The sequence below is a fragment of the Nocardia sp. NPDC002869 genome (assembly GCF_046764065.1).
In the GTDB taxonomy this organism is placed as follows: Bacteria; Actinomycetota; Actinomycetes; order Mycobacteriales; family Mycobacteriaceae; genus Nocardia; species Nocardia rhamnosiphila.
Genome location: NZ_JBKOOL010000130.1, coordinates 1 through 16,169, shown reverse-complemented (window position 1 = coordinate 16,169; position 16,169 = coordinate 1). Strand labels below are relative to the sequence as shown.

General features: G+C 69.7%; 5 protein-coding genes and 1 pseudogene. 2 read left to right on the top strand and 4 right to left on the bottom strand.

The window, feature by feature from the left end; translation table 11 throughout:
• The 4 genes from ACLML9_RS21320 to ACLML9_RS21305 all read right to left on the bottom strand — a co-directional run.
• Positions 1-13,005: amino acid adenylation domain-containing protein (locus ACLML9_RS21320; protein ID WP_411947188.1), on the bottom strand; the 13,005-nt coding region annotated here is incomplete at its 3' end.
• A 939-nt stretch (positions 13,006-13,944) separates the two neighbouring features.
• Positions 13,945-14,271: a hypothetical protein gene (locus tag ACLML9_RS21315; RefSeq protein WP_411947187.1), complete on the bottom strand. Its 327-nt coding sequence runs from the start codon at positions 14,269-14,271 to the stop codon at positions 13,945-13,947.
• Positions 14,264-14,554: a hypothetical protein gene (locus ACLML9_RS21310; protein WP_411947186.1), complete on the bottom strand. Its 291-nt coding sequence runs from the start codon at positions 14,552-14,554 to the stop codon at positions 14,264-14,266. The genes ACLML9_RS21315 and ACLML9_RS21310 overlap by 8 nt, the downstream gene beginning before the upstream one ends.
• A 114-nt stretch (positions 14,555-14,668) precedes the next feature.
• Entirely contained in the window at positions 14,669-15,019 is a 351-nt protein-coding gene (locus ACLML9_RS21305) for a hypothetical protein (protein ID WP_411947185.1), read from the bottom strand.
• Positions 15,020-15,164: 145 nt separating this feature from the next.
• Here ACLML9_RS21305 and ACLML9_RS21300 point away from each other — a divergent pair, with 145 nt between their 5' ends.
• Together ACLML9_RS21300 and ACLML9_RS21295 are read left to right on the top strand one after the other, a co-directional pair.
• Positions 15,165-15,599: a Fur family transcriptional regulator gene (locus ACLML9_RS21300; RefSeq protein WP_411947184.1), complete on the top strand. Its 435-nt coding sequence runs from the start codon at positions 15,165-15,167 to the stop codon at positions 15,597-15,599.
• A gap of 25 nt (positions 15,600-15,624) precedes the next feature.
• Positions 15,625-16,095 (top strand): annotated as a pseudogene (locus ACLML9_RS21295) (peroxidase family protein); the annotation flags it as partial.
• Between the last annotated feature and the right edge of the window lie 74 nt (positions 16,096-16,169).

The following is a 16,169-nucleotide window of genomic DNA, read 5'->3' as shown; positions in this document are numbered from 1 at the left end:
GACGGCGACGCCCTTGGGTACACCGGTGGAGCCGGAGGTGAAGATGATGTAGGCGGTGTCGGTGGCGCGCAGTGGTGCGCGCCGGTCGTCGTCGGTGACGGGGTCGCCGGACAGGGTGTCGATCTGCGCGGCGACGGTGTCCTCGTCGAGGACGAGCCAGTTCACGGAGTCCGGGAGGTCGGGGCGTGCCGCCGCGACCGTGACGCCGAGTGCGGCGCCGGAGTCGGACACCATCTGTTCGATGCGGCTCGCCGGGTAGCGGGGGTCGACGGGCACATAGGTGGCGCCGGATTTCACGACCGCCCACCAGGTGATCACCGAGGCCGCGGACCGGGTGGCGGCGACGAGTACCGGGTTCTCCGGTCCGGCGCCGTGCCGGAGGAGGGCGCGGGCCAGCCGGTTCGATCGGATGTCGAGTTCGGTGTAGGTGAGTGCGGTGTCGCCGGCGACGAGTGCGAGACCGTCGCCGTTGTCGCGGACGGCGGTGGCGAACGCATCCGGTAGCAGGGCGGGTGCGCCTTCGAGGCGCGGTCCGACCCGGGAGACGAGCGCGGTGTGTTCGTCGGTGTCCAGCCAGTCGATATCACCGACCTGTGTCGCCGGATCGTCGGCGACTGCTTCCAGGACCCGGATCAGTCGCTGGGCGAACCCGGCCACCGTCGACTCGTCGAACAGGTCGCGGGCGAACACCAGCATGCCGGAGATGCCCTGCGCCGCGCCGCCTCTGCCGTAGTTGTCGGAGACGACGAGTTGCAGGTCGAACTGGCACATACCGGTGTCGACGTCGGCGCGGGACACGGTGACGTCGGGCAGCACCACATCGACCGACGACAGGTTCTGGAACGCCAGCGCGATCTGGAACAGTGGATGCCGGTCGGCGGAGCGTTCCGGTTTCAGTTCTTCCACGACCCGTTCGAACGGTACGTCGGCGTGTTCGAAGGCCTGCAGGTCGGTTTCTTTCGTGCGCGTCAGCAGGTCGGCGAAGGGCTCGCCGGGGTGGATGGGGGTGCGCAGGACCAGGGTGTTGACGAACATGCCGACGAGGTCGTCGAGTCCGGGTTCGCCGCGGCCGGCGACGGGGGTGCCGATGACCACGTCGTCGCTGCTGCTCAGCCGGCCCAGTACCGCCGCGAGGGCGGCGTGCAGGACCATGAACAGGGAGGTGCCGTGGGAGCGGGCCAGTTCGGTCAGTTTGCTGTGCAGGTCGGCGCCGATATCGAGCGGGACGCGACCACCGGCCAGGGACGCGACGGCGGGGCGGGGCCGGTCGGCCGGGAGGTCGAGGCGGTCGGGTGCGCCGGCCAGTGTGGTGCGCCAGTACTCCAGTTGCGCCGACATGAGCGAGGCGGGGTCCTGCGCGGAGCCCAGGGCCCGGCGCTGCCACAGGGCGAAGTCGGCGTACTGCACCGGCAGGGGTTCCCACAGCGGCGGGTGCCCGGCGGTGCGGGCGGCGTAGGCGCGCATGACGTCGCGGGCCAGCGGGCCCATGGACTGGCCGTCGCCGGCGATATGGTGCACCACCAGGACCAGCAGGTATTCCGTGGTGCGCCCCGCGGTGTCGAGGGCGAACAGTTCGACGCGCAGCGGCACCTGCACGGTGACGTCGAAGCCGCGGCGCATGAATTCGCCGACCACGTCGGGGATTACGGACGGGGCGACGTGTACGGGGTCGAGGGTGATCTCGGGTTCGTCGAGGATCACCTGTTCGGGTTCGCCGGCGGTCTCGGGGTAGATGGTGCGCAGTACTTCGTGGCGTCCGGCGACGTCGCGCAGTGCGGTGGCGAGGGCTTCGGTATCCAGGTCGCCGGTCAGCCGCAGCATCACCGGGATGTTGTAGGCGGCGGAGTCGGGTTCGAAGCGGTTGAGGAACCACATCCGCTGCTGTGCCAGCGACAGCGGGACGGGGTCGGGGCGCGCTCCGGCGGTGAGGGGTACCCGGTCGCCGCCGGTGAGGTTTTCCGCGTGGGCGGCGAGACCGGCGACGGTGGGTGCTTCGAACATCGACCGCACCGGAACCCGCACGTTCAGGGTGGCTCCGACGCGCGCCACGACCAGTGAGGCACTGAGCGAGTCGCCGCCGAGTTCGAAGAAGTTGTCGTCGGCGCCCACCCGGGTGATGCCGAGCACATGGCGGAAGGCTTCGGCGACCACGTTTTCCACCGGTGTCGACGGCGCCCGGTACTCGTGGGTGGCGAAAACCGGTTCCGGGAGCCGGGCGCGGTCCAGTTTCCCGCTGGAGTTCAGTGGGAGTTCGTCGAGGACGAGGACCGCGGCGGGCACCATATAGGCAGGGAGGGCTTCGGTCAGGGCGGCGGCCAGTTCGGTACCGGAGACGGTGTGGCCGGGCGCGGGCACCACATAGGACACGAGCACTGCCGGCCGGTCTTCGGTGCGGCGCGGCACGGTCACCGTGAACGCCACATCCGGGCGCGCGCCGAGGACGGCGTCGATCTCGCCCAGTTCGACCCGGTTGCCGCGGATCTTGACCTGGAAATCATTGCGTCCCACGAATTCCAGGTCGTCGGTGTCGGTGCGGCGCACGATATCCCCGGTGCGGTACATGCGGTGGCCGGGTTCGCCGAACGGGCAGGCCACGAAGCGGGAGGCGCTCAGCCCGGCGCGGCCGATATAGGCGTCGGCCAGGCCGTCTCCGAACAGGTACAGTTCGCCCGCGACCCCGGCCGGTACCGGCCGCAGCCACGTGTCGAGGACCACGGCCGCGACCGGTCCGACCGGCCCGCCGATGGTGATCGGTTCGCCGGGGGTGAGCGCGGCGTTCGCGGTGGCCCAGATCGTGGTCTCGCTGGGGCCGTAGAGGTTGACCATGGCGCGGTCGGGTGCCCACCGCTCGACCAGTTCGGGGCCGACCGGTTCCCCGGCGCTGGCGAGCACCCGCAGCTCGCCGAGGCCGTCGTGCGGGAGGGTCGCCAGCGCGGAGGGGGTCAGGAGGGTGTGGGTGATGTGTTCGCGCCGCATCAGGGCGGCCAGTTCCGGTCCGCCGTACACATCCGGTGGCGCGATGACCAGCCGGCCGCCGGAGCCGTGCGCCATCAGCAGTTCGTACACCGAGGCGTCGAAGTTGGGCGAGGCGACCTGCAGGACGGTGGCGGCGGGGCCGACACCGAGTATCCGGCGTTGCGCCGCCACCACATCGGGGAGGGCGCGGTGGGCGACCAGAACCCCCTTGGGGGTGCCGGTGGACCCGGAGGTGTAGATCACGTACGCCGGATGCGCCGGATGGATCGGGCCGCCGCGGTCGGCGTCGGTGACCGGCGCGGACAGTGCCGGATCGGTGCCGGCGGCCGCCGTTTCGGTGTCCACGATCAGCCAGTCGACATTGTCGGGCAGCAGCGGCCGGGAGGCGGCGTCGGTGACACCCAGGGTGACGCCGGAGTCCGACAGCAGGAATTCGATGCGGTCGGCGGGCAGGTTCGGGTCCATCGGCAGGAACGCGGCGCCCGCTTTGGTGGCGGCCCACACGGTGACGATCGCGTCGAGGGAGCGGGGCAGCGCGGCCGCGACCAGGGTGCCCGGGCGGCCGCCGCGGCGCAGCAGTAGCCGGGCGAGTTGGTTCGCGCGGGCGTCGAGCTGCCGGTAGGTCAGGGCGACCGGACCGGAGGTGACCGCGATGGCGTCGGGGTCGGCGGCCACGGTGGCGGCGAGCAGGCCACCGAGGGTGCTCCCGGGGAGGTGCCGTGTGCGGGGGGCGGGCAGGACCGGATTCTGCCGGTCGCGCAGGGCGAGTTCGCCGAGCCGGGTGGCGGGGTCGTGGGCGATGCGCTGCAGCAGTTCGACGAAACGGTCGAGGATGCTGTGTGCCTGGGCGGTGTCGAAGGCGTCGTCGAGGAACCGCAGGGTGATGTGCAGGCTCTGCCGGGTCTCGTGCTCGGCCTGTTGCGGGGCGACGACCAGGCTCAGCGGGTACGGGGTGGCGTCGACGCCGGTGATCTCGTCCACGCGCAGGCCCGCGGAGTCGACGAGTTGCTGCAGGGCCGGGCGGTCGACGGGGAAGGACTGGAAGGCGATCGCGGTATCGAACAGTTCGGTCGTGCCGGCGCTGCGGTGGATATCGGGGAGCCCGACATAGTGGTGGTCGAGCATGCGGGCGTGCTGGGCCTGCAGCTGTGTCAGCAGTTCCCGCAGTGAGGCCGCCGGGTCGAGCTGGACTCGGACGGGGATCGTGTTGAGGAACATGCCCAGTGTCTGATCGACGCCGGGCAGTTCGGGTGGGCGTCCCGACACCGCGGAACCGAAGATCACGTCGGTTTCGCCGACGAGGGTGCGCAGGTTCAGCGCCCACGCGGCGGCGACGGCCGTGTTGACGGTGACGGCGGTGTCGGCGGCCACGGCGCGCAGGCGCGCGAGCTGGTCGGCCGGTAGTTCGGCGGTGACCTCGGCGGCTGTGGCGTCGGTCGGGCCGGTTCCGCGGGCGACGCGGGTGGGCGAGTCCACGTCCGCGTAGGCCTGCGCCCAGGCGGCTTTGGAGGCGGTGAGGTCTTGGCGGGTGAGCCAGGTCAGGTAGTCGCGGTAGGAGGGGGCGGCGCCGGCGGCACCGATGTGTTCGGGTGCGCCGTAATAGTCGAGTAGTTCTCTGAGCAGCAGCGGCATCGACCAGCCGTCCAGGATCACATGGTGGTTGGTGATCAGCAGCCGGGCCGCTCCGGATTCGGCGCGGATGAGGGTGAAGCGGATCAGCGGCGGGGCCGACAGGTCGAACCCGGCGGCCGCGTCGGCGGTGGCGATCCGGTCCCATTCGGCGGTGAGGTCGTCGCCGCGGACCGCGAGGTCGACCTCCTGATACCGGACTTCGGCGTGGTCGAGCACGATCTGGCACGGTCCGGCGGCGGTTTCCGCGAACGCGGCGCGCAGAATGTCGTGCCGGTCGACCACCGCCTGCGCGGCCTGCCGCAGGCGTTCACCGTCGACGCTGCCGGTGAAGCCGATCACCGTCTGCACGGTGTAGTTGTCGCCGGCGTCGGGATCGAAGGTGGAGTGGAAGTGGATCCCGGATTGCATGGGCGACAGCGGCCATACATCGGCCAGGGTGTCGTAGCGCTGTTCCAGGTGCTCGATATCGGATCGGTTGAGGGTGACGAGCGGGAAGTCCGCCGGCCGGTAGGCGCGGTCCTCGATACGGTGCGCGCCGCGGGGCAGGTCCTCGACGGTCACGGCGTCGGTGTCGTGGCGGGCCATGGCGGCGAGGGCGGCGACGGTTTTGCCCTCGAATACATCGCGTGGGGTGAGGGTCAGCCCGGCCGCGCGTGCCAGCGCCACCAGCCGCATGGAGACGATGCTGTCGCCGCCGAGGGCGAAGAAGTTGCTGTCGGCGGAGACGGTGTCGAGGTGCAGGACTTCGGTGAACAGTTGCGCCATGACCTGTTCGGCAGGCGTGGACGGCGGCCGGCCCGGTGTTTCCTCGGCGCGGAACGCGTGCTCGCGCAGCGCCCTGCGATCGATCTTGCCGACCGGGGTCAGGGGCATCGCGTCGAGTTCCACGATCGCGGCGGGGTTCATGTAGGGGGCGAGCGAACCGGCGAGGTCGTCGCGCAGTGCCGCCACATCCAGGGTGGTTCCGGGGGCGGGTACGACATAGGACACCAGGACCGGCTCGCCGGCCGGGCCGTCCTGGGCGACGGTGGCCGTCCGAGCCACGGCGGGGTGCCGGGTCAGGTGGGCGTCGACCTCACCCGGTTCGATACGCAAGCCGTGGATCTTGACCTGCTGGTCGCCGCGGCCCAGGTATTCCAGTTCCGGGCCGGAGGGGCCGCGCACCCACCGCACCGAGTCCCCGGTGCGGTACATGCGGTCGCCGTGGGGTGAGTGCGGGTCGGCGACGAACCGGGAGGCGGTGGTGTCCGGACGGTCGTAATAGCCGTGGGCCAGGCCGGGGCCGCCGAGATACAGTTCCCCGGCGATTCCGGCCGGTACCGGCCGCAACCACATATCGAGCACCGCGGCCGTCACGCCGCGGATCGGGCCGCCGATCGTGACCGGTTCGCCGGGGCGCAGCGCCTCGGATCCGGTGGCCCAGATGGTGCATTCGGTCGGTCCGTAGTGGTTCATCAGCCGGCGGCCGGGCGCCCAGCGGTTCACCAGGTCGGATCCGGTGGCCTCGCCGACGACCGCGACCGTCTCCAATGCGGGCAGGTCGGCCGGATCCATGGTACCCAGCACCGACGGGGTGATGATGGCGTGGGTGACCCGCTGGGCGCGCAGCAAGTCTTGGAGATCGCTGCCGCCGTACACCTCCGGCGGGGCCACCAGTAGGCAGGCGCCGCTGCTGTGGGCCAGCAGTAGTTCCGAAACGCAGGCGTCGAAACCCGGTGAGGCGACCTGGAGAACCACCGAATCGGTGGTCGCGGTGAATGCTTCGGCCTGGGCGGCGACGACATCGGCCAGGCCCCGGTGGGCGATATGCACCGCTTTCGGCTTACCTGTCGACCCGGAGGTGTAGATGAGGTAGGCCGCATTGCCGGGACGCAGGCCGGCGGGAGTGACCGGTTCGGTGCCGGAATCGGGTGTGCGGGTGAGGTCGGCGATCAGCCAGTCCACCGTGGCCGGGAGATGCGGGACGACCGTCTCGACGGTGACGCCGAGCGCGCTGCGGGAATCGGCGAGTAGTTCCGCGAGGCGTTCGGGCGGGTTGGCGGGGTCGAGAGGCACGAACGCCGCGCCGGTGCGGGCCACCGCCCACATCGCGACGGCCAGTTCCGCGGAGCGCGGCAGCGCCAGGGCCACGAATGTTTCGGGGGCGGCGCCGCGTTCGATGAGCCGGCGGGCCAGGGCGTCGGCGCGCTGTTCCAGTTCGCGGTAGGTCAGGGTGGTGTCACCGGAGCGGACGGCCGCCGCGTCCGGGTGGCGGCGCGCGGTGGCCGACAGGATGTCGTGCAGGGTACGTTCGCCGGCCGGTGGCGCGCCGTGTACCGAGAGCAGTTCCGCGCGTTCGGTGTCGCGGGCCGCGGACACGGCGGCGACCCGGCGACCCGGGTCGGTGATGAGCCGGGTCAGCAGCAGTTCGAATCGTTCGAGCAGGGTGCGGGCGGTGTCGGTGTCGAAATGGTCGGTGGCGAAACGCAACGTCACCGTGTAGGTGCTGTTCTCCTCGGTTTCCGAGGCGTCCCGCGACGGCGGGGTCACCTGCAGGCTCAACGGATACGGGGTGGCGTCCTGGGCGTCGATGTCGAGGAGCCGCAGTCCGGCGGCACCGAGATCACGGGACAGTCCTTCGCGGTCCAGCGGATAGGATTCCAGCACCGTCACCGTGTCGAACATGTCGGCGATGCCGGTGGCCCGTTGCAGTTCGGCCAGGCCGATGTGCCGGTGATCCAGCATCGAGGCCTGTTCGGATTGGACACGGGTGAGCAGGTCGGCGACGGTCTCGTGGGGGTCGGTGCGGACGCGCACCGGCAGGGTGTTGATGAACAGTCCGACCATGTACTCGACGCCCTGGATATGGGGCGGGCGCTCCGAGACCGTGTTGCCGAACACCACATCCGAACGGCCGGTGAGAGTCGTGAGTAGCAGCGCCCACGCGACCTGGATGGCGGTGTTGGCGGTGATTCCGTGGGTGCGGCCGAGGTCGAGGACCGCGGCGGTGGTCGCGGCGTCGAGCGCGCGGCCGGTTTCGCCGCTGTCCGCTCCGACCACCCGGTCGGGGCGGCCGGTGACGCGTGTCGGGCTCTCGACGCCGGCGAGCATCCGCTGCCACGCCTCGGTCGCCGCGTCGCTGTCCTGGCCGTGCAGCCACTGCAGATAATCCCGGTAGGAGCGCGGCGGGGCGAGTTCGGCGGTCTCGCCGCCGGACGCGTACAGCGCGAGCAGTTCGTGGATCAGCAGCGGCATCGACCAGCCGTCGAGCACGAGATGATGGTTGGTGACCAGCAGCCGGTATTCGTCGGTGCCGGTGCGCACCAGATGGAACCGCAGCAGCGGCGGACGGGCCGGGTCGAACGGCGCCGTGGCCGCGACCGCGAGCTCCTGGAAGGCGCGGTCGCGCGCCTCGGTGTCGGGGAGCTCGCCGAGATCGGAGTACTGCCAGTCGGCCCGGGTGTCGTCGAGTACGAGCTGGCGGGGCCCGCCCGCACTTTCGACGAACGCGGTGCGCAGGCTGTCGTGGCGGTCGACGAGTGCCTGGGCGGCCCAGTGCATCCGGTCCGCGTCGACGTCTCCGGCGAAGGTGAGCGCCGCCTGCACCGTGTAACCGTCGGTGGTGTCGCGGTCGTAGATGGCGTGGAACAGCAGCCCGGCCTGCAGTGCGGTCAACGGCCACACATCGGTCAGCGACGGATAGTCGCGCAGCCAGTGGTCGATCTCGTCCTGTGTCACGGTGACCAGCGGGAAATCCGAGGGAGTGAATCCGCCCGCGGATTCGGAGCGGATATGGCCGGCCAGGGCGCGCAGCGCCCGCACCCACAGGCCTGCGAGTTCGTCGACCTCCGTGGCGTCGAGCACCTGTGCGGCGAACTCCCAGGTCGCGTCCAGTTCGAGGCCGTCGGGTCCCGGTTCGGCGATCGTGTTGATATCGAGCAGCGCGGGCAGCGCCATCCGCGGATCGCTCGTCGCGGTCAACGAAGTGAACTCACGGGTGGGTGTCCACGCCCCCGAATGTTCGCGGACACCCACCCGCCCCAGATAGTTGAAACTGATCTGGGGGTCCGGTGAGCTCCCCAGCTCGGTGCTGCCCTGCGGGTCGAGGCAGCGCAGCATGCCGTAGCCGATGCCGTTGTCCGGCACCGCCCGCAGCTGCTCCTTCACCTGCTCGACAGCGCGTCCCGCGGCCGCTCCACCGGCGAACGCCTCCTCCGTGTCGATATCGCGCAGTTCGAGCCGGACCGGGAACCGGGTGGTGAACCAGCCCACCGTGGCGCTGAGATCGGCGCCCGGCACCGCCTGTTCCTCGCGGCCGTGGCCTTCCAGCGAGATCAGTTCCGCGCCGGCGGCCATACCGCGCCGGCGCCGCCACTCACCCAGCGCCAGCGCCAGCGCCGTCAGCAGCGGGTCGTTGGCGTTGCCGTGGTAGCGGGCCGGGACGGTGGTGAGTACCGCCTCGGTGATATCGGCGGGAATCCGGATCCGGACGCGGCCCGCTGTCGCCACGACATCGCGTTGGGGGTCGAGGCGGCGTGGCCCGAGCAGTCGGTCGCCCAGTTCGTGGATACCGCGCCACAGGCCGAGTTCCGTCGCGCGCCGGGCGGGCGCCTGTTCGACCAGGCCGTGCGCCCAGCGTCGCACCGAAGTGCTGGGCGCCGGGAACTGTGGTTCGCCGCCCTCGATGATCTGCGCCCAGGCCTGCGCGAGATCGGTGAGCAGCAGACGCCAGGACACCGCGTCGACGGCGAGATGGTGGATCACCAGCCACAGCAGGTCGGGGCCGGTGGAGTCCTGCAGCCGGACGGCCTGCAGCAGTACCCCGTTGGCGGGGTCCAGCCGGTCCGCGGCCGCCTGCAGGTGACCGTCGACCTCGGCGGCGTCCCGGCGGGTCAAGGGCACCGTGGTCAATGCGGTGTCGGCATCGACCGTCCCGCGGTCGAGGACGTCGACGAACCGGTCCAGCGATTCGGCGCCGCGCAGTACGGCGCGCAGCATGTCGTGCCGGTCCAGCACAGCCTGCAGGGCCCGGACCAGATGCGCGTGTTCGACCCGGTCCGGGAGCTGCACGAGAGTGGCCTGCGCGAACCGGTTGTAGTGGCCGCGGCCGAGCATGGCGTGCATGATCGGCGACAGCGGCATCGGCCCGACCCCACCACCCGGGAGTTCGGCCAGCCGCGGCTCGTCCCCGGCGTCGGTCGCCACGGCGGCCAGCCCGGCGACGGTCTTGGCATCGAACACATTCTGGGTGGAGAAACTCAACCCGACCGCCTTGGCGCGCGCCACCAGCTGGATCGACAGGATGCTGTCGCCGCCGAGCGCGAAGAAGCTGTCGTCGGCGCCGACCGGCGCGACCCCGAGAACCTCGGCGAACAGGCCGGCCACCAGGTTCTCCCGGGGCGTGGCCGGGGCCCGGCCGGCCGGGGCGGCCCCGAAATCGGGTTCGGGTAGCGCTTTGCGGTCCAGTTTGCCGAACGCGTTCACCGGCAGGCTGTCCAGCGGCAGGATCACCGCGGGAACCATATGCGGAGGCAGGACTTCGCGGGCGTAGCGCTGCAGTTCGACGGTGTCGATCCGGCGGCCGTGCACGGGAACGACATAGGTGGCGAGCACGGTCGCGTCGGCCTTGTTCCGCACCGGCACGGTGACCGACAGGTCCACGTCGGCGTGTCCGGTGAGTGCGGCGTCGATCTCCCCCGGTTCGATCCGGTAGCCGCGGATCTTGACCTGGAAATCGCTGCGTCCCATCAGTTCCAGCGTCATCGCGTCGCTGTCCCCGGACCAGCGCGCGAGGTCGCCGGTACGATACATGCGGTCCCCCGGGTCGCCGTAGGGGTCGGCGACGAAACGGGCCGCGGTTTCGCCGAAACAGTGACTGTAGCCGCGCGCCAGACCCGGCCCGGCCAGATACAGTTCGCCGGCGGTGCCCTTGGGGACCGGTTGCAGGGCGCGATCCAGCACCATGGCGGAGACGCCGCGGATCGGGCCGCCGACGGTGAGGTCACGATCGGGTTCGATGGGCGCTCCGGCGGCGGTGATGGTGGTCTCGGTCGGACCGTATTCGTTGTACATCGACCAGGACCCGGTCCACCGTTCGATGACATGCGGCGGGCACACGTCGCCCCCGACCACCACGACACGCAGATCGGTGAGCGGCTCGGGGTCGACGGTCGCCAGCACGGCGGGGGTCAGCGTGAGGTGTGTGACGCGTTCTTCGGCGAGCAGCCGGGTCAGCGGTTCGCCGCCGATGACCTCCGGCGGCACGATCACCAGGGTGGCGCCGGAAGCGAAGCAGGTGAGGAACTGTTCCTGCGACGCATCGAAACCGGGTGAGAGAGCGTAGGACACGCGCGCGGCCGCATCGACACCGTAGGTGTCGATGCGGTCGGCGATGAGGTTCGCCAGCCCGGTATGGGTGACCTGCACGCCTTTCGGAAGCCCGGTGGATCCGGAGGTGTAGGTCAGATAGGCGAGGTCGGCGGGTCGCAGGGGTCGGATCCGGTCGGCGTCGGTGACCGGATCGGTCGCGTAGGACTCGTATTCCCGCTGGGCGCCGGGATCGTCGAGCACGACGCGGCGCACCTGCTGCGGCAACCGTTCCGTGTGGTCGTCGACGGTGATCGCCACTGAGGCGCCGCTGTCGGTGACCATGTGCTCGATCCGGGCGGGCGGATACTCCGGGTCGATCTGCACGATGGCGGCGCCCGTTTTGGCGACCGCCCAGGCCGCGACCACCGAATCCACCGAGCGCCGCAGCAGAATCGCCACCGCGGTTTCGGGTCCGGCGCCCAGCGCGATGAGATGGCGGGCCAGCCGGGAGGACCTGGTGTCCAGTTCGTTGTAGGTCACCGTGCGCCCGGGGGTGGAGATCGCGCTGCCGGAACCGTGGCGGCGGGCGGTCTCGGCCAGGATGTCGGGCAGCAGCCGGGTGCCGGTGCCGTGGGGGCCCCGCACGGGCAGCAGCGCGGCCCGTTCCCGCGCTTCGAGCAGCGGTAGCGCGCTGACCCTGTTCTCTGTTCCGCCGGCGAGGAACTCGTGCAGGAACATGAGGAAACGCCGGTGGTGCCCGGCGAGTTCGGCGGCACTGTAGACGTTCGGGTTGCCCTGGAAATCGATATGGGTGCTGTCGCGGCCCGCGCCCGGATAGATGTTGACGAACAGGTCGGCGGTCGGGCCGGAGGTGAGCACGTGGAGACGGCCGGTCGTCTCGCCCAGCACGATCTCGTTGTCCACCATCATGAGGTTCACGGCCGGACCGAACGAGGCAGCCTCGTCCCGGGCGATCCCCATATCGTGGAAGATGTCCTCTTGGCGGTAGCGTTGCCGGCGCAGCGCGCTGGTCAGTTCACCCTGGGTGGCGTCGATCAGTTCCCCGACAGCACGGTCGGCGACCTGTACGCGCAACGGCACCACATTGGCGACCATGCCACCCGAACGGCGCAGCACTGCCGAATGCCTGCCCGACACCGGCAGACTCAGCAGCACCTCGTCGCTTCCGGTCATCCGGGCCAGGTAGGCGGCGAACGCCGCGACAACGATCGGGGTGACGCTGGTACCGCGCTCGGTGACCACACTGTCCAGCAGGCGCGCGGTGTCCTCCGGCAGGGAGACACTCACGAGTTCGGGGTGGATGGTGGGTTTGCTGACGCGTCCACCCAGGCTGACCACGGGCGGGGCGCCCGCGAGGTGTTCGGTCCAGTACTTGCGGTCGTTGTCGAAGCGCTCCGATCCCCGGTAGGCGAGGTCCTGCTCGATGATGTCGCCCAGATATTTCGCGGTGGCCGGAGGTGCGTCCGCACCGTGTACCCACGCGTTGTACAGCTCGGTGATGCGGTGCAGCATCGTCACCGCGGCGAACCCGTCCAGGGCGATATGGTGCGCGCGCTGATACCACAGATAGTGGTTGTCGCCCACCTGGTACACGATGCATTTCATGAGGTAGTCGCCGAGCAGGTCCAGCGGCGCCGAATAGTCCTCGACCATGAGACGGTGCGCGGTCGCGACCGGGTCGTTACGGCGACGCAGGTCCACCACCGTGGCCGGTGATCCCACTGTCTCGTCGACGTACTGGCACGGTTCGCCGTCGATCTCGATCAGGTGGAGATGCCCGGGGCCGAATTCGCGGTCGGCGGCCTGGCAGGCCTCCAGGAGCAGGTCCGGTTGCAATTCGCCGACGATCTCGACGTATTGGGCCACCGAGATCGGCGACGAACCCGCGAGATGCTGTGCGAACCAGATCCCTCGCTGGGCGGCCGACAGCGGGAGGACATCGCGGCGGGGCGGGCCGGTGAATGTGACGGCGCCCGGCCGCACACCCGAATCGTTACCCGACGGCGAGTGGCCTGCTGTCGCGGACGAGCCGATCTCCGAGGAATCCGATCGGCCCCGGCCGTCTGTGTTGCGCTTGGACTGGGTCACCTGTCCTCCATTTTCCCGGCATCGGGGGAAACCGGCCGAAAAGCCGGTTCACTGCTCCTGAAATGCGCAGGGGATTTCATTGGAACAACAATTTATGTCGTCGAATCGAGACTTTTGCCCATCGGCGAAGACGGACGGTGGGCCCGCCGGGGCCGCGAATTCGATCTCGAAAGGAAATAAAGCGAGCTGATCTATACCCGGCGGTTATGAAATTCCGGGCTCATCCACCGGTCGGCCGTATGTGCCGGAAATCCGCTGGAAAGCACCAGGTATTGCGCCGTTCTTCGACGGGCCGGATGGCTACGCAACCGCCACCCGGCGGGCCCGCCGTCTTCGGAGTCCGCACTGCGTGTGCACGCATCGTTACCGTCCCGTAGTTGGGATACATGCAGGTCACGGATGTGGCTCGGAATCATGTCGGGGCCGCTGATCAGGAAGCGAACATCGTCGGTATTCATAGGCTGCACCAAATCGCCTTCGGCCGTGGCTAACCTTTACGCCTGTTGTCCCGGTCGATTCTCCGCGACCCCGACAATCGGGAGAATCCTTGGTTGTGCCGATCGGCCCGCATTTCGGGCAATCGGACCGGCAGTCGTCGGAGTGCATTCTCGATAATCTCGACGACCAGCTTCGGAACGCCATAATAAGCGAGGGCGAGCGAGGTCCGCAAACGCCGGTCCCCACAGCCTGCGTAAGGCCGCCTCGAAGGGCATGGCAAGCGGAAACGGTACTGGGCGTGTCAAGTGATTCGGCAGGCGGTCCGGAATCGGGCGGGCGGTGCGGAGTGCGGCATGGTGGGGCCGGAGATGTCCGTGGTCCGCCGGTGGGCGCGGCGGGATCGAGGGGTGCGTGCCCGCGGGTCCGGGCGGGAGAGCGCGAACGGGAGGGAAGGAGGGCATGCGCGATCGGCGCACGCCTGGTGGATGGAGGCGGCGGGGTTCAGGCAGTGGGCCTCAGACTGGACAGCACCCGGATGGCGTCCGACAACGGGATCAGGCGCTCCGGCTGTTCACTGGACAGGCCCAGTTCGATGTATTGGCGGATCAGCATCGACGGGGTGAGGCAGTGCGCCGCGGCGACCTCGCGTATGCGCTCGCGCATATCCTGCGGGAGTTTGAGCGAGGTCGTGACCATCCCGCGTTCGACCTCGTCGGTGGCCGGCGGGAGCGGCGGCACCGGCGCGGTGTCGTCGAAGGCCAGCCCGTCGAGGAACTGTTCGGCTTCGGCGCCGCTGCGCGGGAAACCGGGGTCGTGTTCGTTATTCATCTCGGGTCGCCTCCCATGCGGTGAATTCGGCGAGCTGACGGTCCCCCATGGGCGCGGCCATGAGGATCTGCCACCGGTCGGGGTGCGAACGCGGTCGCAGGACCACCACCAGTGGCCGCCCGTCCTCGGTACGGCCCCATACGGTGACCACCGCCAGTGCCTGAGCGGTGGTCGCCGGACGCGACCACCGCCGCGGCGAGTACAGCACCTCCACCACTTCCCAGGCCGCGACCTCGAAGTGCCGAAGGAACGGTTCGCTGGACGCGTGCCATTCGTACTCCACGACTGCCACCATAATACCCCGGTATTACCGCGGTGACGGCGCGATCTCTCCGGGCGGGGTGGCGCACTCCTCGTCCGGGTGATCTTGCCGGTGGGCGCGGCCGTCCGGGTGGCGTCAGCGCCAGTGGGCGGCGTCGGGTATCCCGGTGGTGAAGAGGCTGTAGAAGAACTGGCCGGGAGCGAGTTCGTTCATATCGTGCCAGGCGCCGGAGGGGTCGCGCTGGTAGTAGTCCGCGACCCCGGTTCCGTTGTCGTAGCACACGATTCCGGTGCTGCCGAACGGGCTCCAGTACACCGCGACCCCGGGCCTCGGCGCCTCCAGCGGGGTCCGGAACAGGTGGTCGCAGTGACTGATCTCGGGGTGGTAGTAGGTGGGTTGCGCGGCCGCTGTCGCTGCCGGGCCGGCGCAGCCGATGGCGGCCGTACCGATTGCGGCGATAACCCTGCGGCGGACCGTGGAGCGCATATATCCTCCGGGCGGATCGGCGTCTTTGGTGAAGTCGAAGCATCGTAGCCCGGATCGCCGGGCCGATCCGGGCTTACTGTGTGCGCTCGAATCTTGATTCGAACTAATACTTGATTCATTCAAGAAAAACGGTAAGCTCCGAATCGTGACCACGACCGCGGAGTTCGAGAACAGGTTGCGCGAGGCCGCGCTCCGTGTGACCGCGCCGCGGCTGGCGGTGCTGAGCGCGGTACACGAGCGCCCGCACTCCGATACCGACTCCATCATCGGCCGGGTGCGTGAATCCTTGGGGGCGGTGTCGCACCAAGCCGTGTACGACGTACTGCGGGCGCTCACGTCCGCCGGCCTGCTGCGCCGCATCCAGCCCACCGGCTCGGTGGCCCGGTACGAGACCCGGGTCGCCGACAACCACCACCATCTCGTGTGCCGGAGCTGCGGCGCGATCGCCGATGTCGATTGCGCCACCGGCCCCGCCCCCTGCCTGACCGCCGACGACGACCACGGTTTCACCATCGAGGAAGCCGAGGTCGTCTACTGGGGCCTGTGCCCCGACTGTTCCGTATCGCCCAGCCCGAAATGACCCCTGTTTCACCGGAAGGAACGCAGTGTCCGACAGCACCACAGGCCAATGCCCGTTCGCGGCCAAACACCCGACCACGGGTGCCGGCAACCGTGACTGGTGGCCGAACCAGCTCAACCTGAAGATCCTGCGCAAGAACGCGCCCGCCTCGGATCCGATGGAGCCCGACTTCGACTACGCGACGGAGTTCGAGACCCTCGACCTGAACGAGGTCCGCCGCGATATCACCGAGCTCCTGACCAATTCGCAGGACTGGTGGCCCGCCGACTTCGGTCACTACGGCCCGCTGATGGTCCGGATGGCCTGGCACAGCGCCGGCACCTACCGCACCAGCGACGGCCGCGGCGGCGGTGGCGGCGGCATGCAGCGTTTCGCGCCGCTGAACAGCTGGCCCGACAACGGCAACCTGGACAAAGCCCGCCGGCTGCTGTGGCCGGTCAAGAAGAAGTACGGCAAGAAGCTGTCCTGGGCCGACCTCATGATCTTCGCCGGTAACCCACCACCAGGGCGGGGCCCTCGAAGGAGAACAGTTCCTCGTCGATACCGGCGGTTTTGAGCACCGCGCCGTCG

Excerpts from the sequence above, each read along its gene's own strand:
- ACLML9_RS21315 (WP_411947187.1), bottom strand. The coding sequence starts at position 14,271 with ATGAATAACGAACACGACCCCGGTTTCCCGCGCAGCGGCGCCGAAGCC.
- ACLML9_RS21305 (WP_411947185.1), bottom strand. The coding sequence starts at position 15,019 with ATGCGCTCCACGGTCCGCCGCAGGGTTATCGCCGCAATCGGTACGGCC.